The sequence below is a fragment of the Coprococcus sp. AF38-1 genome, assembly GCF_003603945.1.
Lineage (GTDB): Bacteria > Bacillota > Clostridia > Lachnospirales > Lachnospiraceae > Coprococcus > Coprococcus aceti.
This window is the reverse complement of sequence record NZ_QVGO01000004.1, coordinates 301292-318884: the sequence shown is the minus strand read 5'-3', so window position 1 is coordinate 318884 and position 17593 is coordinate 301292. Positions and strand designations below refer to the sequence as shown.

Below are 17593 nucleotides of genomic sequence, written 5' to 3'. Positions count from 1 at the left end.
CTTCAAAATCCTGCGTTCAGGATTATTTTCTCCCAATGTGTAATCCAAGATAAGTATATCATAACGGCTATTTGCACACAATCTGTAAACATCCATGGACATAAAAAAAGATGTACTGTCTTGCATATTACAACACAGTACATCTATCTTTATTTGTAATTATAATTACTCCTCTGAATTACTCTCGGCATCATTCTCCGTATCGTTCTCTACATTCTCTGATACTTCATTTTCTGCTGATTCTGGATTTTCTGAGTCCTCTGCCTCTTCATCTTCATCACTTCTTGCAAGCTTTGCAACAGATGCCACAAATGTGTTGCCATCCTTGCCGATATTCATAAGCTTGACACCTGAGGTTATTCTTCCTATTACAGTTATATCTGAACAATGCATTCTGATCATGATTCCCTCATTGGTCATCATCATAATGTCATGGTCATTTGTCACGGCCTTTGCGCTGACGATGTCACCGGTCTTCTCGGTTATCCTGTAACATTTGACACCCTTACCGCCTCTCATCTGAGGGGCAAATTCTGACAGTTCAGTTCTCTTACCCATACCCTTTGTGGTTACGAAGAGCATCTCGTCGCCCTGAACATCAAGCTGCATTGCTATAACTTCATCGCCCTTGTCGCATCTTATTCCACGTACACCCATGGATGTACGTCCTGTATCACGGACACATTCCTCATTGAATCTGATACACATACCCTTGGCAGTTACAAGAAATACATCATTCTCACCGCTCGTTGCCTTAACCTCTATGAGTTCATCTCCCTCATTCAGTGTTATGGCTGCCAGACCGGTCTTTCTTATATTCTCAAATGCCTCTATCTTGGTCTTCTTTACAATACCATTCTTTGTAGCCATCATGAGATACTTCTTGTCAAATCCGGCTATAGGAATTATGGCTGTTACCTTCTCACCAGGAAGAAGCTGAAGAAGGTTGACTATCGCAACACCCCTTGCATTACGTCCCGACTCAGGTATCTCGTATCCCTTCATTCTATATACTCTTCCCATATTGGTGAAGAACATTATGAAGTTGTGGGTATTAGTAAGGAATATCTCATCGATTATATCGTTGTCGATGGTGTTCATTCCCTTGATACCCTTGCCGCCTCTGTTCTGTACCTTGAAGGTATCCTTTGGCATTCTCTTGATATATCCGAGCTTTGTCATGGAGATAACTATCTCTTCTCTCTTGATAAGCTCCTCATCTGTTATATCATCTGAATATGCAGTTATGGATGTTCTTCTCTCATCACCGTACTTGTCAGCTATCGCTGCAAGCTCATTCTTGATAACTCCGAGAAGCTTATTCTCATCTGCAAGTATCTCCTTGTACTCAGCTATCTTCGCAATAAGCTCATTGTACTCGTTCTCGATCTTCTCTCTTTCCAAACCTGTCAGAGCACGGAGTCTCATATCAACGATTGCTCCGGCCTGTGCCTCGGAAAGTCCAAATCTTTCGATCAGCTTTGCCTTAGCCTCTCCAACATTCTTTGAATTTCTGATGATCGTGATGACCTCATCTATGTTGTCCAGTGCTATGAGATAACCCTGTAATATGTGGGCTCTCTCCTCAGCCTTGTTCAGATCATACTTTGTTCTTCTTGTGACAACATCCTCCTGATGCTTCAGGTAGTATGTGAGCATGTCCTTGATGTTGAGTATCTTAGGTACTCCATCCACCAGAGCCAGCATGATACATCCAAATGTATCCTGGAGCTGTGTGTGCTTGAAGAGCTGGTTGAGTATTACATTGGCATTGACATCCTTTCTAAGCTCAATGACAACTCTCATTCCCTCTCTTGAAGACTCATCTCTTATATCTGTGATTCCATCGATTCTCTTGTTCTTGACAAGATCGACCATATTCTTTATAAGAAGTGATTTATTTACCATATATGGTAGTTCGGTTACAACAATGCGGTGCTTTCCGTTGTTCATTGTTTCGATTTCTGTGATTGCACGTACTTTTATCTTGCCTCGACCTGTTCTATATGCATCGTTTATTCCCTGTCTGCCCAGTATCTGTGCGCCTGTAGGGAAATCTGGACCCTTTACTATGTCCATGATCTCATCTATCTCTGTCTCACGTCCTTCTTCCACTCTGTTATCGATGATCTTTATGGCTGCATCGATAGTTTCCTTTAAATTATGTGGTGGAATATTGGTAGCCATACCTACTGCGATACCTGATGTACCATTCACCAATAGATTAGGATAACGTGATGGTAGTACCACAGGTTCTTTCTCTGTACCATCAAAGTTAGGTGTGAAATCAACTGTATCTTTGTTTATATCTGCCATCATTTCCATGGATATCTTGGAAAGTCTTGCCTCTGTATATCGCATGGCAGCGGCATGGTCACCATCGACCGATCCAAAGTTTCCATGTCCATCCACAAGTGGATATCTGGTATTCCACTCCTGAGCCAGCTTTACAAGTGCCTCGTATATTGAACTGTCTCCATGTGGATGATATTTACCCATTGTATCACCGACGATACGGGCACATTTACGGTGTGGCTTATCAGGTCCATTGTTAAGTTCTATCATAGAATGAAGTATTCTTCGCTGAACAGGTTTAAGACCATCTCTTACATCAGGAAGAGCTCTGGCAGCGATAACGCTCATGGCATAATCTATATATGAACGCTCCATTGTCTTTTTCAGACCAACTTCATCTATTTTATCAAAAATCTTATCGTCATCCATTTTTTGATTTCCTTTCTCTCGATATTTGTTGTATTTATCACTTTTATTTAATCAATATACTATATATCGAGATTCTTTACATACTTGGCATTTGTCTCTATAAACTCACGACGTGGTTCAACCTTATCTCCCATGAGTACATTGAATGTCATATCGATCTCTGACTCATCGTCATCATCAATTGCCACTCTGAGAAGAATTCGTTTTTCTGGATCCATGGTTGTCTCCCAGAGCTGTTCTGCATCCATCTCTCCAAGTCCCTTGTATCGCTGTATCTTGTTGTTCTGATCTCTTCCGACTTCATCAAGTATACTGTTCAGCTCATCATCACTGTACGCATACCATACCTTCTTGTTCTTCTCCAGCTTGTAAAGTGGTGGCTGTGCCAGATATACATGACCCTTTCTGATAAGATCAGGCATGAATCTGTAGAAGAATGTGAGGAGAAGAGTTGCTATATGAGCTCCATCCACATCGGCATCGGTCATGATGATGATCTTGTTATATCTGAGCTTCTCTATATTGAAGTTCTCATGGATACCTGTTCCAAATGCGGTGATCATGGCTTTGATCTCTTCATTTCCAAGGATTCTGTCTATTCTTGCCTTCTCAACATTAAGGATCTTACCTCTGAGTGGAAGTATGGCCTGTGTTGCTCTTGATCTCGCTGTCTTAGCTGAACCACCGGCGGAATCTCCCTCGACTATGTATATCTCACAGTTCTTTGGATCCTTGTCTGAACAATCCGCAAGCTTTCCAGGAAGTGCCATGTTGTCTGAAAGATTTGCCTTCCTTGCAACATCCCTTGCCTTTCTTGCAGCTATTCTGGCTCTCTGTGCAACAGCCGCTTTATTCACAATTATCTTAGCAATCTGCGGATTCTGCTCAAGATAATATGTAAGCTGCTCAGTTACAACACTCTCAACTGCAGGTCTTGCCTCTGAATTACCAAGCTTCTGCTTTGTCTGACCCTCGAACTGAGGATCACTTATCTTGATAGATACGATGGCTGCAAGTCCCTCTCTCAGATCATCACCCGAGAGATTGTCATCCTTATCCTTGATAATATTATTCTTTCTTGCATAATCATTGAACACCTTTGTTATGGCTGACTTAAATCCTGTCAGATGTGTTCCACCCTCAGGTGTGTTGATGTTATTTACAAAGCTGTATGTGGATTCATTGTATGAATCATTGTGCTGAAGTGCCACCTCAACACTTATTCCATCTCTGACTCCCTCACAGTAGATTACCTCATTGTACAGAGGATCTCTGTGTCTGTTCAGATATGTTACAAACTCCTTTATACCACCCTCATAGTGGAATGATCTTACTTTCTCAGGAATAAGTCTCTTGTCTGTAAGACTTATCTTCAGGCCCTTTGTAAGGAATGCCATCTCACGAAGTCTGTTTCTCAGTATATCGTAATCGTATATGTTATCTTCAAATATTGTATGATCCGGCAGGAATGTAACCTTTGTTCCTGATACTCCCTCAGGTGCTTCACCTATAACCTGAAGCTTGTACATAACCTTGCCCTTCTCATATCTCTGCTTGTACACCTTGCCATCTCTGGTAATCTCGACTTCAAGCCATGTTGAAAGTGCATTTACAACTGATGCACCAACACCGTGAAGTCCTCCGGATACCTTATATCCTCCACCGCCGAACTTTCCGCCGGCATGAAGTATGGTAAATACCACCTCAACAGCAGGTATTCCCTGCTTTTTATGTATTCCAACAGGAATTCCTCGTCCATCATCCACTACGGTGATGGAGTTATCCTCATTTATATACACCTGAATGTGGGTACAATATCCTGCCAGAGCCTCATCTACAGAATTATCAACTATCTCATATACAAGATGGTGAAGTCCAGTGGAGGATGTACTTCCTATGTACATACCAGGTCTCTTTCTGACTGCTTCCAGTCCCTCCAGAACCTGTATCTGTTCAGCTCCATAATTATCATTTTCCATTGTCATGCTTCCTCCGTTCTTACTCTGGTGGTCGTTCCCTCCACCACGCTATAAACATTGTTGATTATTACCTGCTCTTTAACAAAATCATCATATCCCGTACAGGTTATGATAGTCTGTATATCTTTTATCTCTTCTATCAATGCATCACGTCTGCTGGTGTCCAGCTCGCTCATGACATCGTCCAGAAGCAATATCGGATTATCATTGATTATCCTTTTTACAAGTTTTATCTCCGCCATCTTGAGTGACAGGGCAACTGTTCTCTGCTGTCCCTGTGAACCATATTTTCTGGCGTCTATTCCATTTATGAGAAAACTTATATCATCTCTGTGTGGACCAGACTGTGTACTTGAATATCTGATATCCATCTCAGTCTTTTCCTGAAGTGTCTCATCGAATTTATCTTCATCGACATTGCACTCATACACTATCTCTAGCTTTTCCTTGCCCGATGTGAGATGACTATGGATCTCCCCAATTATCTCATTCATCATGTCGATAAAATTTCTTCTCTCTTTTATTATCCTCGACCCATAGTCCACAAGCTGCATATTCCACACATCCAGTGTATCCATGAGACTTCTGTTATGATAAATCTGCTTTAACAGATTATTTCGCTGATTGAGTATCCTGTTATATGATGCCAGATTCTGATAATACAATCTGCTTATCTGACACAATTCAAGATCCATGAACCTTCTCCTCTCGGCTGGTCCATTTTTAATGATAGTCAGATCTTCAGGTGAAAAGAATATGACATTGAGAAGACCATATAATTCCGTGGCCCTCCTTATGGGTATGCCATCGATCGCCACTCCCTTATTTTTGCTCTTTCGAAGATGCATATCTATCTTGTGCGATATGTCTTTCTTGTTGACAAATAATCTTATATGGCTCTCATCTTCACCTATCTTTATGATATCTTTATCCTGCGTATTTTTTCTGTGTGACTTCGTAGTCGCTGCCATGTATATGGATTCAAGTATATTTGTCTTGCCCTGGGCGTTATCGCCGTACAGGATATTCGTATTTTTTCCAAATTCTACTTTCACATTACTGTAATTTCTGTAATTACTCAGTTCTATCGACTCTATATACATAACCTTAACCATCTGCAAGATGGCGACCACAATTATTTCTGAATACTTATCTTATCACCATCAAATTCTACTTCATCACCATCATAAAGCTTTCTTCCACGTCTGGTCTCTATCTCACCGTTGACCACAACCAGTCCCTGAACTATGACCTCCTTTGCGTCAACTCCTGACTCCACCAGACCGGCAGCCTTAAGTGCCTGTCCAAGCTTTATGAACTCATCTCTTAACTTGATTATCTCCATATTCTCACCTCTTCTTACTCTTCATTGATTCCCATAGGAAGGATAAGGTAGATATATGTCTCTGCATCATCCTTGATAACACATGGAGATTTTGTATTGTTGAAATAAATAGTTACATTCTCATCGTCAATTACTCTGAGTGCATCTATTATAAGCTTTGGATTAAATCCTATAACAAGGTTGTTACCTTCCTTCTCAATATCTATCTCTTCATTCAGAGAACCAATGAGAGAACTGATCTTGAGACCGAGAGTTCTGTCATCAATGCTGAGTCTGATAGGCTTCTTGTCTGAATCCTTTATAAGAAGAGTTGCTCTGTCCAAACTGTCAAGGAACTCTCTCTTGTTTATCTTCATCTTGATCTGATAATCAACTGAGAGCATGTGGCTTATTCTGAAATACTCGCCCTCTATCAGTCTTGAAACAACCTTTGTATTGTCAAACTCAAATAATATATTGTTGTCAGTGAAATAAATATTTACAGGATCATCTACTCCACCGTTCATGATCTTGCTTATGTCGCTGAGGGATTTTCCTGGAACTACAACCTTAATGTCTGAATTATCTCCCTTGAGCTCTATATATCTGATGGATATTCTGTGTCCATCCAGAGAAACCACGCTGAGCTTATTGTTTGATACCTCAAATAACTCACCGGTCATAAGCTTATTGTTCTCATTATCTGATATAGAGAATATTGTCTGATTGATAACCTCTCTCAGCGCAAACTGGGATATGGTTATGAACTTATCCTTTGATACAACAGGAAGATTGGAGAAATCCTCTCCTGACTTTCCAGGTATGTTGAACTCAAGTCTCTCACACTTGATAAGTGTCTTGCTGTCCTTATCACTCTCTATAGTTATGTCGCTGTCAGGAAGCTTTCTTATGAAATCTGAGAAAAGCTTTGCCTCGAGTGCAACCTTTCCATCCTCTATAACAGTACCGTCAACATAACTTTCTATTCCTATCTCCATGTCATTAGCTGTGAGCTTGATAACACCGCCTGCAGCTTCAACCAGGATACAAGACAGTATCGGATGTGTCGTCTTGTTTGAGACAGCCTTTGATACGATATTTATACCCTGAAGTAAGTTAGATTTTCTTATGGAAATTTTCATTTTAAGTGTGATCTCCTTTCATGTCCAAATATAATGATCATCAAAATATGATATGTGTGTATAACTTCAAATAACAACAAACAGCGCGAGCGCTTAACTATAAATATATTAAGATAATTAGTAGTATCAGTAGTAGTGATTTTGATAATGTTGAAAGTGTATCAAGCCCTTACAAATCAAGGCTTTGAGAATTATGTGTCCATGTTACTAATCAATTTTAACCTGTTCATAAACTGACCATTTACCAACATGTCAAAATCAGGTTCATTTGACGTAAGAACAATTCTCAAACACATAACAACATGTAACAAACATCAAATAACAATATACAATCACGTTATGTTTGTAAGGTTATAAACAAATAAGTGAGTTTATAAGATAAAAATGTGGATAACTTGCTATTTTTGTGGATTAAGCTTCTTGATTATGACGTCAACCATCTCAGCAAATTCCGGATCCTTCTCAATCTTATCTTCAACCTTCTGTATATTGCTGTGCACGGTGGAATGATCCTTTCCTCCAAATGCATCTCCTATACTCTTCAGACCCTTGTCCGTGTACTTTCTGCACAGGTACATGGATATCTGACGGGCAGTGGCTATATCCTGGCTTCTCTTCGTGGATACGATGTCACTGACTGATATATTCGTATGCTCTGAAACCGTGTTGATAATGAGCTCAGGTGTTATGGTAACCTTGGAATCCTTGGATATGAAATCCTTGAGGACGTTCTTGGCAAGTTCCTCAGTGATCTTGATATCTCCGAGCTCTGAATATACGCTGAGCTTGTTGAGCGCACCCTCAAGCTCACGTACGTTGTAGGTTATATTGTTGGCGATATACTCAAATATCTCCTCGCTGATGATATCGGTAAGTCCCTTTATCTCAGCCTTGTTCTTGAGGATAGCCATACGTGTCTCATAATCAGGAGCGTGGATGTCGATAGGAACACCCCACTCAAATCTTGATCTGAATCTCTCATCCAGAGTCTTGATCTCCTTTGGTGGCTTATCCGAAGACAGGATTATCTGCTTACCTTCGTCATGAAGAGCATTGAAGGTGTCAAAGAATTCCTGCTGCGTACTTGCCTTACCGATCAGGTACTGGATATCATCGATCAGAAGAACATCCACTGTTCTGTATTTGTTTCTGAATTCTTCAGTTTTATTCTTGGAGATTGCTTCTATGATCTCATTCGTGAATTTGTTCGATGGCACATAGAGAACCTTCATATTACTATTGTGCTGGAGTATATAGTGGGCTATGGACTGCATAAGATGAGTCTTGCCCAGGCCTGATCCTCCATACAGGAAAAGTGGATTGAACTTGTCCTGTCCAGGTGAATCGGCAACTGCCAGACATGTTGCGTGAGCGTGCTTGTTACTCTCACCAACAATAAAGTTCTCAAATGTGTAGTCAGGTCTGAGATTGCTCTTGGCAATGGCATCGTTGTAGTCCTCTGAATATGTAGGGGACTTTTCATCCTTTCTCATCTGACTCTCGAGTGTGAATATAACCTGAATTGAATCATCCTGAAAGAGCTCTCTGAGAACTGTTTCAAGATATATATCAAATAATTTTCTCTTGAGAAATTCTACGCCTCTCTGTCCGTAATCCTCGTCCAGAGTGAAATAGACCTTGTTATCCTCAACTGAATATATCTTGAGAGGTTCGATCCATGTATGGATCATGATATGGGAAATTCCATGTTCATTTTCAAGTATATTCAAAATGTCATTCCACTTGGCTAATATTAAGTCCTTCATCGTAAAAAACCTTCCTCAAAAAAATAATTCTTCCTATTATTAATAACACTATTACATTTTATAATAAATGCACCCCTATTTCAAGCATATTAAGGTCAAAAACAAGATAAATTGCCTTTATTTTGATTTTACATGCTTATACGGTTAGGTACACGTATTTGGGGGTAAAATCAAAATAAACGAGAATAAGGGGCAAAAAATGAAAAAGTTAATAAAAAATCTTATTTGTGTATAATCCACATGTAATGTTGATAACTTTGTTACATAAGTTTCATAATAATTATTATTTTCAAACTTATGTAAATAAAAAAAAATGACTGTTTTATATTTGTGAACATCACAAACAGCGATAAATACTGGGTTTTTTAGAATTAAACCCACAAAAGTAAAAAGTTATCAACAAGTTACCAACAAATTGTGGATAACATTATGTAAAGCGACTGGTAACAAAAATTAAATGCTTACAAAAATGTGATTAATCTATGAAACCACAACATTTTGTGATTAATATTAATGTATCCACCTAATTAATCTAGAACGATTCGTCACCTTTATCAAATAGTGGCTGAAATCCTTATAAAATATAGGAAAAACGGCAAAAAAGGCTTGACTCACATTACCTATTTATTTATAATAGGCAAGTAAATTTGTAAAGAAGGAGGTGTTTTGTAATGAAGATGACATTCCAGCCTAAGAAGAGACAGAGATCTAAGGTTCATGGCTTTAGAAAGAGAATGAGTACTGCTAATGGCAGAAAGGTACTGGCCGCTAGAAGAGCTAAGGGAAGAAAGAAATTATCAGCGTAAGGTCACATGGTTGTGACCTTTTTTTATAGGGTCACAGCAACAGTTTTTCTAATAATCAAAGTTTCGGTGGTTACACAATGAGTAAGATGATTACATTAAAAAACAGCAGAGAGTTTGGCAGTGTGTACAGCACAAAGAATTCGGTAGCCAATAAATATTTAGTTATGTATCTGAGAAGCAACGGCTTGGATTACAACAGACTCGGAATCTCTGTTAGTAAGAAAGTTGGTAACAGTGTGGTAAGACACAGGGTAACCAGATTGATTAGAGAAGCTTACCGATTAAACAGAGCAAATATTGATGTTGGCTATGACATAGTGATAGTAGCCAGACCGTCATCAAAGGACAAGAAATGTCAGGACATTGAGAGTGCTTTGATGCATTTGTGTGGGTTAAAGAAGATAAGCCACATAGGGTAAAGAAATGAAAAAAATATTTATTGGTTTAATCAAATTTTACAGGAAGTATTTGTCACCGCTTAAGGGACATGCTACCTGCAAGTATTTTCCTACTTGTTCGCAGTATGCAATTGAGGCTATCGAAAAGTATGGAGTTTTAAAAGGTGGTCTCCTTGCAGTATGGAGGATACTTAGATGCAATCCTTTTTCAAAAGGAGGATATGATCCAGTTCCATAAAGGAGAAAATTATGTTTCTAACTAGAGAAGATGGAATGATACTCGGACCAGTTTGTTGGCTGCTCGGTAAGATATTCAATTGGATTTACATGTTCGTTGGATTTATTGGAAGCCATATGGGATTCACATACGTCAATCTCAGTGTGTGCGTTATTTTGTTCACATTTGTACTGAGAGGCGCGCTGTTCCCATTATATTTCAAGCAGCAGAGATCAAGTAAGATCATGAGTTTCATCCAGCCTGAGATTGCCAAGGCAACAAAGAAATATAAAGGCAAGACTGATCAGGACTCAATGATGAAGCAGCAGCAGGAAACTCAGAAGATCCAGAAGAAATATGGTGTCAGTATGGCATCAGGATGTCTGACTTCGCTTATACAGCTGCCTATATTCTATGGTCTGTACAGGGTTATCCAGAACATACCTGCGTATGTTCCTTCAATGACAAAGACATACGGAAAGATCGTAGAGATACTGAGTACCAAGACAGATTATATCAAAGCTATAAGTGATGTAGCAGGTGAATCGAAGGTAAGCACAGTTACAATGGCATTGAAACAGATGGGTGATGACCCTACAAAGAATCAGATCATTGATGTGCTTGATAAGTTTTCTAAGAGTGATTGGGATAAGCTGATAGCTAATCTTGATCTTACAGGTAATGCTACTCTCACAAGCTATGTTGATCAGTTCCACAATATGAACCAGTTCCTGTTTGGACTGAATATTGCAGATGCACCGGGATGGAAGCTTTCAATAGCTTTGGTGGTTCCTATCGTTTCTGCTCTCATGCAGTTCTTACAGACAAAGATATCCATGAAGTCATCACAGAATAGCAACATGGATAGCAATCAGCAGACAGCCAACAACATGATGAAGGGTATGATGTACTACATGCCTATCATGTCACTTATATTCTGTATAACTCTTCCTATAGCTATCGGTCTTTACTGGATAGTTGGTTCTGTTATTATGATAATATCTCAGCTTATAGTTGATGCTTATTATAATCATCAGGACAAGGATGAGCTGCTTGCAAAGTGTGCCGAGAAGGCTGCCAAGAAGCAGGCAAAGAAGAAGAACCCTGATAAGAAATCTTTCTATGAGAGAATGATGGATGCTCAGAATGGTAACGTTCCAACAGAGAACAGTCAGTCAGAGAATATAAATAAGATGGCTTCTTCAAGACTTAAGAGTTATGTTAATCCTGCACATTCAGTGAATGTTGACAGTGATGATGTAACCCGCAGAGAAAATGTAAACTATAAACCAGGCAGTATAGGAGCTAAGGCGAATATAATGCTTAAGTACCAGAACAATAGCAACGATAAGGGAGGAAATAAATAATGGAATTCTTAGAATTCAAAGGTAAGACCAAAGATGAAGCCCTTATGCAGGCCAGTGTTGAACTTGGAGTCCCTAGTACAGATCTTGAGTATGAAGTTATCAGCGAAGAGACAAAGGGATTTCTTGGTATAGGTTCAAAGCCTTGTATCATAAAGGCAAGAAAAAAGAAGACATTCCTGGACGATGTTAAGGAGTACCTTGACAGCCTGTTCAAGGCTATGGATATCCAGACAGAGATCCAGATGGATTTTGATGAGGAAGAGAATGTTCTGTCTATCAATCTTGAGGGACCAGAGATGGGAATTTTGATTGGAAAGCGTGGACAGACTCTAGATGCTCTTCAGTATATTATAACACTTGCTATCAATAAGAAGAGCGAGTCACGTATCAGAGTTAAGCTCGATACAGAGAACTACAGAGCAAGAAGAAAAGAGACACTTGAGAATCTTGCCAAGAATATAGCATTCAAGGTTAAGAGATCAAAGAGATCATTTGCTCTTGAGCCAATGAATCCTTATGAGAGAAGAATAATCCATGCTACTCTTCAGAACGACAAGTATGTAGCAACCAGAAGCGAGGGCGAGGAGCCATATCGTAAGGTTATTGTATATCTCAAGAAGAAATAATAGTCACGCTGATGCGTGTAAAGATCATCGCAATATTTTATGGTGACAGGAAAGAGATCATTTGAGAAAATGGTCTCTTTTTTGTTGCAGTTTAGTCTTTTTATATGGAAAATGAATTGGTAATGTTGTACACTACATAGATAGGTTGTTTAATCACGGTGAAAGGAAAAGTGTAAGACAGATATGTTCAAGGAAGATACCATTGCAGCTATAACCACCGGTATGAGTAATGCCGGAGTTGGAATAATAAGGATCAGCGGAGACAGGGCATGTGAGATAACAGACATGTTGTTCCGCGCTGCAAATAAAAACAAAAAAGCGGTAAATATGAAATCTTACACTGCTGCATTTGGTGGTGTGTATGAGGATGACAGAATGATAGATGAGGCTATACTTCTGGTCATGAAGGCTCCCCATACGTACACATGTGAGGATGTGTGTGAACTTCAGTGTCACGGAGGTATAGTAGTTCTCCGAAAGATACTTGATCTGGTAATAAAATGTGGTGCAAGGGCAGCCGAACCTGGAGAATTTACAAAGAGAGCATTCCTCGGTGGAAGGATAGATCTGTCACAGGCAGAATCCGTTATGGATATAATAAATGCAAAGAATGACTTTGCAGCCAGAACGTCTGTGGAGCAGCTTCAGGGAAGACTTAGGGATAAGATCATTGATATGAGAGAACAGATTCTGTACAATGTGGCGTTTATTGAATCTGCTTTGGATGATCCTGAACACTACAGTCTGGATGGTTTTCCACAAAAGTTAGAAATAATTGTGGATAACCTTGTAGATAGTGTGGATAACCTTTTGACAACATTTGACAATGGAAAAGTGTTGTCTGAGGGAATAAATACGGTTATTGTTGGTAAACCGAATGCGGGTAAGTCTTCGCTGATGAATATGTTTGTGGGCGAAGAAAGGGCGATTGTAACAGATATGGCCGGCACAACCAGGGATACGCTCAGTGAAGTGATAAATGTAAGAGGTATAACTCTGAACATAGTTGACACTGCGGGAATAAGAGATACAGATGATGTAGTTGAGAAGATAGGTGTGGATAAGGCATTAGAGTCTGTGGATAAAGCTGATCTTGTGCTCTATGTGGTAGACAGTTCAATTGACCTGGATGAGAACGATCACAGGATCATGTCCAGAATACAGGATAAGAATGTTGTTGTGATACTCAACAAATCTGATCTGGAAAAGAAGATAGACGAATCGGATATTAAGAAATATATAGATGCAGATATAATTCAGTTGTCAGCACTGACCGGTGATGGCAGTGAAGAATTGTATGAGCTTCTGAACAGGATGTTTTTTGAGGGTACACTGACATATAATGATCAGCTTTATATCACTAATACCCGACACAAAAATGAACTTGTGTGCACCAAAAATGCACTGTTAAAGGTTAAAGAAAGCATAGATATGGGAATGGAGGAAGACTTTTTCTCCATTGATCTCATGGATGCGTATGAACATCTCGGTTTGATAATAGGTGAAACTGCCAGAGATGATTTGGCTGATAAGATATTTAAGGAATTCTGTATGGGAAAATAGATTGCAGGATATAAGGTACTGGAAGGAGGACATTTGTATGCCTGTTTTGAATGAAGAATATGATGTGGTAGTTGTGGGGGCAGGACATGCAGGATGTGAGGCAGCTCTTGCAAGTGCAAGACTTGGTCTGAATACTATTATTTTTACGGTGAGTATGGACAGTGTGGCCATGATGCCATGTAATCCGAATGTAGGAGGAAGCTCTAAGGGACATCTGGTAAGGGAAATAGATGCACTTGGCGGAGAGATGGGCAAGAATATAGACAAGACGTATATTCAGTCAAAGATGCTTAATGCGTCTAAGGGTCCGGCGGTTCACTCTCTTCGTGCCCAGGCAGACAAGGCAAATTATTCCAGAACCATGAAGCACACCCTTGAGAATACAGATAATCTCACATTGAGACAGGCAGAGGTGTCGGAAATTATCATCGAGGATAATGTGGTTAAGGGTGTAAAGACATATTCGGGAGCAACTTATTTTGCAAAGGCTGTGGTTTTGTGTACAGGAACATACCTCAAGGCTAGATGTATATACGGAGATGTCGTATATCACACCGGACCTAATGGACTTATGGCAGCTAATTATTTGTCAGATTCCATGAAGAATGCAGGGATAGAGATAAGAAGATTCAAGACGGGAACCCCTGCCAGACTGGATAAAAGAACGATAGATTTTTCTCAGATGGAGGAACAGAAGGGCGATGAGAAGATAGTTCCATTCTCATTTACAAATACTGAGGCGGATATAAGACGTGATCAAATATCATGCTGGCTCTGTTACACAAATGAGAAGACACATGAGATAATCAGAGATAATATAGACAGATCACCTCTGTTTTCAGGCGTGATCGAGGGTACAGGACCAAGATACTGCCCTTCTATTGAGGATAAGGTTACGAAATTCCCTGATAAGACCAGACATCAGATATTTATTGAGCCTGAGGGTGAATATACGAATGAGATGTATATGGGTGGAATGAGCAGCTCTCTTCCTGAGGATGTTCAGTATGAGATGATACACAGCATGAAGGGGCTGGAGAATGCAAAGATAATAAGGAATGCTTATGCCATCGAGTATGATTGTATAAATGCCATTAACTTAAAACCTTCTCTGGAGTTTAAGAGTGTATCAGGACTTTTTGGTGCCGGCCAGATAAATGGAAGTTCAGGATATGAGGAGGCTGCAGCCCAGGGGATAATGGCAGGAATCAATGCTGCCAGAAAAGTACAGGGCAAGGAAGCGGTGGTTCTTGACAGATCACAGGCATATATAGGAGTTCTTATAGATGATCTTGTCACAAAAGAGACATCGGAGCCATACAGAATGATGACATCCAGAGCTGAGTACAGACTTCTTCTCAGACAGGATAACGCTGATCTGAGACTCACGGAGATCGGACATGAGATCGGTCTTATAGATGACAAGAGATATGCTGCATTTACAAAGAAGAGACAACAGATAATGGATGAGATACAGAGACTTGAGAGCACCATGGTTGGAGCAAATTCAACCATACAGAAGTTTCTTGAGGATCTTGGAAGTACAGGGCTTAAGACTGCTGCATCTCTTGCAGAACTTATAAGAAGACCGGAACTGTCATATGAGGCGATTGAACTAATAGATGAGGGAAGAACCAAACTTCCGGATGATGTTATAGAACAGATAAATATAACCATAAAATATCAGGGATATATAGACAGACAGAATCAGCAGGTAAATCAGTTTAAGAAGCTGGAGAAGAAAAAGCTGCCGGCAGATATTGACTATAATGATATATCAAATCTCAGAATCGAGGCCAGACAGAAGCTGTCTCTCATCAGACCTGAAAATATTGGACAGGCGTCAAGAATATCAGGAGTTTCTCCGGCTGATATATCAGTATTGCTGGTGTATCTCAAGATGAAGGGTAGAGACTAAACTGGTATAGAAGTTATTCAGAATAATTTGTTGAAGGAGAACAATATGGACAGATTAAATTCCATAACAAAACAGTTTGGTCTGGAATTGAGTGATAAGCAGATAGAACAATTTTCAAAATATTATGATATTCTGGTTGAGTGGAATAAGGTAATGAATCTTACAGCCATAACTGAGAAGGAAGATGTAATAATAAAGCATTTTGCTGACAGTCTGCTTCTTTCAAAGTATAAAGATCTTCATGAGAATATTGACGTTATAGATGTTGGTACAGGTGCAGGATTTCCGGGAATTCCTCTGAAGATTGCTTTTCCAGAGCTGAATATAACACTTATGGATTCGTTGAATAAGAGATTAAAGTTCCTCGATGAAGTTATAGATGAACTTGGACTGCAGGATATCCACACTGTTCATTCAAGAGCAGAGGATGGAGGCAGGGATGAGATGCATAGAGAAAAATATGATCTGGCTGTATCCAGGGCAGTTGCCAATCTTGCAACTCTGTCGGAATGGTGTATTCCATTTGTCAAGCCGGGTGGATATTTTGTATCTTATAAGTCAAATGCCTTGCCGGAAGAGATGCGGGATGGAAAGAAAGCAATCAGGATTCTTGGGGGACAGGTCGAGAACATATTTAATACGAATATACCGGAGACCAATAACCAGAGAAGCTTTGTGTTTGTAAAGAAGATTGCAAATACAGACAACAAGTACCCGAGAAAAGCGGGAGCTGCTAAAAAGCCAATAGCATAAAAAAATAAAACAGCCTCAAATGGCTGTTTTATTTTTTAGTTTGAAGATTTCATATGTCTTTTTTCTTTTCTTTTTTCACGAATATCTTCCTGTTTTTGTTTAATTGCCTCTATACCCTGTTTGTCGATAGGTTTTATTGTCTTGTGAACATAATAGTTATTGTTTACAGATTTGAATTTTATCTTGCCACAAAAATAACCATGCATCCAGCATTTTCCAACACACATGTACGATGATGGACTATTTGCAAACCAGTCAATATGTGTCTTGACCTTCTTGCTGCATTTGTAACAACGAATCTGAGTTACTTTTTCATCGTCCAGTGCTGCATGTTTATTTCTGAAACCCCTTGAGATATATTCGTACTGGTTATTATGAGATACTTCAATCTCTTCTTCTTTATTCTTAGGTGTTATATAGAGATCAAAGCTGTAAAGCTGATTTATATTCTTGGCTTTCATCTCTTTCATAACAAGTGCGGTGTATCTTGCATCGTTGAGAGCTGTGTGAAATGGTTCATTTTCCGGAATATTCATCTCACTGACCGCTTTTTCAAGTTTACTCATACTCTGAGGTATTCCTGAGGTATTCGTAACGCTTGCATATATACTTTGGAGATTCAGAAACTTAAGTGGCCTAGGAAGCTTGTCCATATAATAAAAGTCCATATTAGTCTGAAGCTCTGTGAGGTCCATAGGTCCCCATGTGCAGAATATGTAATCTTTTCCACACCAGTCAAGAAATTCTGAACAGACTTCCTTGAATCCTCTTCCGAGACTCAGGTCATCCTCATCATAGTTCAGAATTGTTCTGATCTTTGAATGTAATTTCTTATAAATTTTTGGTTTGATAAGACTTGAGTATTCGTCAATGATGTTGAGATTCTTATCTACCTTAACGGCACCAATCTCTATAATTTCAAAAGGCATACGTGGATGTTCACCCATATGCCCATTGTAGCTTTGATTCCATTCAAGATCCATAACAATATAATTCATAGTCATGTCCCT

15 protein-coding genes are annotated in these 17593 nt (G+C 39.5%); 8 read left to right on the top strand and 7 right to left on the bottom strand.

The window, feature by feature from the left end:
• Positions 1-165: 165 nt before the first annotated feature.
• From gyrA to dnaA, 6 genes are all read right to left on the bottom strand, one after another.
• On the bottom strand, positions 166-2724 hold the full coding sequence (gene gyrA / locus DW025_RS07690; protein WP_119999441.1) for a DNA gyrase subunit A: 2559 nt from the start codon (positions 2722-2724) through the stop codon (positions 166-168).
• A 59-nt stretch (positions 2725-2783) separates the two neighbouring features.
• A complete protein-coding gene (gene gyrB, locus DW025_RS07685) occupies positions 2784-4703 on the bottom strand; it encodes a DNA topoisomerase (ATP-hydrolyzing) subunit B (protein ID WP_117549934.1) in 1920 nt (639 codons plus the stop codon).
• Positions 4704-4705: 2 nt separating this feature from the next.
• On the bottom strand, positions 4706-5806 hold the full coding sequence (gene recF, locus DW025_RS07680; RefSeq protein ID WP_119999439.1) for a DNA replication/repair protein RecF: 1101 nt from the start codon (positions 5804-5806) through the stop codon (positions 4706-4708).
• A 32-nt stretch (positions 5807-5838) separates the two neighbouring features.
• On the bottom strand, positions 5839-6048 hold the full coding sequence (locus DW025_RS07675) for an RNA-binding S4 domain-containing protein (protein ID WP_015534430.1): 210 nt from the start codon (positions 6046-6048) through the stop codon (positions 5839-5841).
• 14 nt (positions 6049-6062) lie between these two features.
• Positions 6063-7169, bottom strand: coding sequence for a DNA polymerase III subunit beta (dnaN, locus tag DW025_RS07670; protein ID WP_022217382.1), 1107 nt, complete (start codon positions 7167-7169; stop codon positions 6063-6065).
• Positions 7170-7567: 398 nt separating this feature from the next.
• Positions 7568-8935 carry a chromosomal replication initiator protein DnaA gene (gene dnaA / locus DW025_RS07665; RefSeq protein WP_022217383.1) on the bottom strand — a complete coding sequence of 456 codons (1368 nt, stop codon included), beginning with the start codon at positions 8933-8935 and terminating at the stop codon, positions 7568-7570.
• 671 nt (positions 8936-9606) lie between these two features.
• Between dnaA and rpmH the strand changes: the two genes are divergently transcribed.
• The 8 genes from rpmH (at position 9607) to rsmG (ending at position 16583) form a co-directional block, all read left to right on the top strand.
• The gene (gene rpmH / locus DW025_RS07660) at positions 9607-9741 is read left to right on the top strand and encodes a 50S ribosomal protein L34 (protein WP_004852723.1); all 135 of its coding nucleotides are present in this window, start codon (positions 9607-9609) and stop codon (positions 9739-9741) included.
• 77 nt (positions 9742-9818) lie between these two features.
• Positions 9819-10160 (top strand): ribonuclease P protein component, encoded by a 342-nt coding sequence (gene rnpA, locus DW025_RS07655; RefSeq protein WP_022217384.1) that lies wholly within the window; start codon positions 9819-9821, stop codon positions 10158-10160.
• 4 nt (positions 10161-10164) lie between these two features.
• Positions 10165-10377 carry a membrane protein insertion efficiency factor YidD gene (yidD, locus tag DW025_RS07650; protein ID WP_022217385.1) on the top strand — a complete coding sequence of 71 codons (213 nt, stop codon included), beginning with the start codon at positions 10165-10167 and terminating at the stop codon, positions 10375-10377.
• An 11-nt stretch (positions 10378-10388) separates the two neighbouring features.
• Complete coding sequence (locus DW025_RS07645; RefSeq protein ID WP_119999437.1) at positions 10389-11723, top strand: YidC/Oxa1 family membrane protein insertase; 1335 nt, start codon at positions 10389-10391, stop codon at positions 11721-11723.
• Positions 11723-12349, top strand: a complete 627-nt coding sequence (gene jag / locus DW025_RS07640) for an RNA-binding cell elongation regulator Jag/EloR (RefSeq protein ID WP_022217387.1) — start codon at positions 11723-11725, stop codon at positions 12347-12349. Before DW025_RS07645 ends, jag begins: the two co-directional genes overlap by 1 nt.
• A gap of 183 nt (positions 12350-12532) precedes the next feature.
• Complete coding sequence (gene mnmE / locus DW025_RS07635; RefSeq protein ID WP_117549928.1) at positions 12533-13912, top strand: tRNA uridine-5-carboxymethylaminomethyl(34) synthesis GTPase MnmE; 1380 nt, start codon at positions 12533-12535, stop codon at positions 13910-13912.
• 37 nt (positions 13913-13949) lie between these two features.
• Positions 13950-15830: a tRNA uridine-5-carboxymethylaminomethyl(34) synthesis enzyme MnmG gene (mnmG, locus tag DW025_RS07630; RefSeq protein ID WP_119999435.1), complete on the top strand. Its 1881-nt coding sequence runs from the start codon at positions 13950-13952 to the stop codon at positions 15828-15830.
• A gap of 45 nt (positions 15831-15875) precedes the next feature.
• Positions 15876-16583 (top strand): 16S rRNA (guanine(527)-N(7))-methyltransferase RsmG, encoded by a 708-nt coding sequence (gene rsmG / locus DW025_RS07625; RefSeq protein WP_015534426.1) that lies wholly within the window; start codon positions 15876-15878, stop codon positions 16581-16583.
• 35 nt (positions 16584-16618) lie between these two features.
• Here the strand turns inward: rsmG and DW025_RS07620 are convergent, their stop codons facing one another.
• Positions 16619-17581, bottom strand: coding sequence for a 3'-5' exonuclease (locus DW025_RS07620; RefSeq protein WP_022217390.1), 963 nt, complete (start codon positions 17579-17581; stop codon positions 16619-16621).
• Between the last annotated feature and the right edge of the window lie 12 nt (positions 17582-17593).

What these genes read in the sequence shown, in the direction of transcription:
- yidD (WP_022217385.1), top strand. Translation starts at nt 10,165, where the DNA reads ATGAAAAAAATATTTATTGGTTTAATCAAATTTTACAGGAAGTATTTG.
- recF (WP_119999439.1), bottom strand. Translation starts at nt 5,806, where the DNA reads ATGTATATAGAGTCGATAGAACTGAGTAATTACAGAAATTACAGTAAT.
- DW025_RS07645 (WP_119999437.1), top strand. Translation starts at nt 10,389, where the DNA reads ATGTTTCTAACTAGAGAAGATGGAATGATACTCGGACCAGTTTGTTGG.
- DW025_RS07675 (WP_015534430.1), bottom strand. Translation starts at nt 6,048, where the DNA reads ATGGAGATAATCAAGTTAAGAGATGAGTTCATAAAGCTTGGACAGGCA.
- dnaA (WP_022217383.1), bottom strand. Translation starts at nt 8,935, where the DNA reads ATGAAGGACTTAATATTAGCCAAGTGGAATGACATTTTGAATATACTT.
- rsmG (WP_015534426.1), top strand. Translation starts at nt 15,876, where the DNA reads ATGGACAGATTAAATTCCATAACAAAACAGTTTGGTCTGGAATTGAGT.
- DW025_RS07620 (WP_022217390.1), bottom strand. Translation starts at nt 17,581, where the DNA reads ATGAATTATATTGTTATGGATCTTGAATGGAATCAAAGCTACAATGGG.
- gyrA (WP_119999441.1), bottom strand. Translation starts at nt 2,724, where the DNA reads ATGGATGACGATAAGATTTTTGATAAAATAGATGAAGTTGGTCTGAAA.
- gyrB (WP_117549934.1), bottom strand. Translation starts at nt 4,703, where the DNA reads ATGGAAAATGATAATTATGGAGCTGAACAGATACAGGTTCTGGAGGGA.
- dnaN (WP_022217382.1), bottom strand. Translation starts at nt 7,169, where the DNA reads ATGAAAATTTCCATAAGAAAATCTAACTTACTTCAGGGTATAAATATC.
- mnmE (WP_117549928.1), top strand. Translation starts at nt 12,533, where the DNA reads ATGTTCAAGGAAGATACCATTGCAGCTATAACCACCGGTATGAGTAAT.
- rnpA (WP_022217384.1), top strand. Translation starts at nt 9,819, where the DNA reads ATGAGTAAGATGATTACATTAAAAAACAGCAGAGAGTTTGGCAGTGTG.
- jag (WP_022217387.1), top strand. Translation starts at nt 11,723, where the DNA reads ATGGAATTCTTAGAATTCAAAGGTAAGACCAAAGATGAAGCCCTTATG.
- rpmH (WP_004852723.1), top strand. Translation starts at nt 9,607, where the DNA reads ATGAAGATGACATTCCAGCCTAAGAAGAGACAGAGATCTAAGGTTCAT.
- mnmG (WP_119999435.1), top strand. Translation starts at nt 13,950, where the DNA reads ATGCCTGTTTTGAATGAAGAATATGATGTGGTAGTTGTGGGGGCAGGA.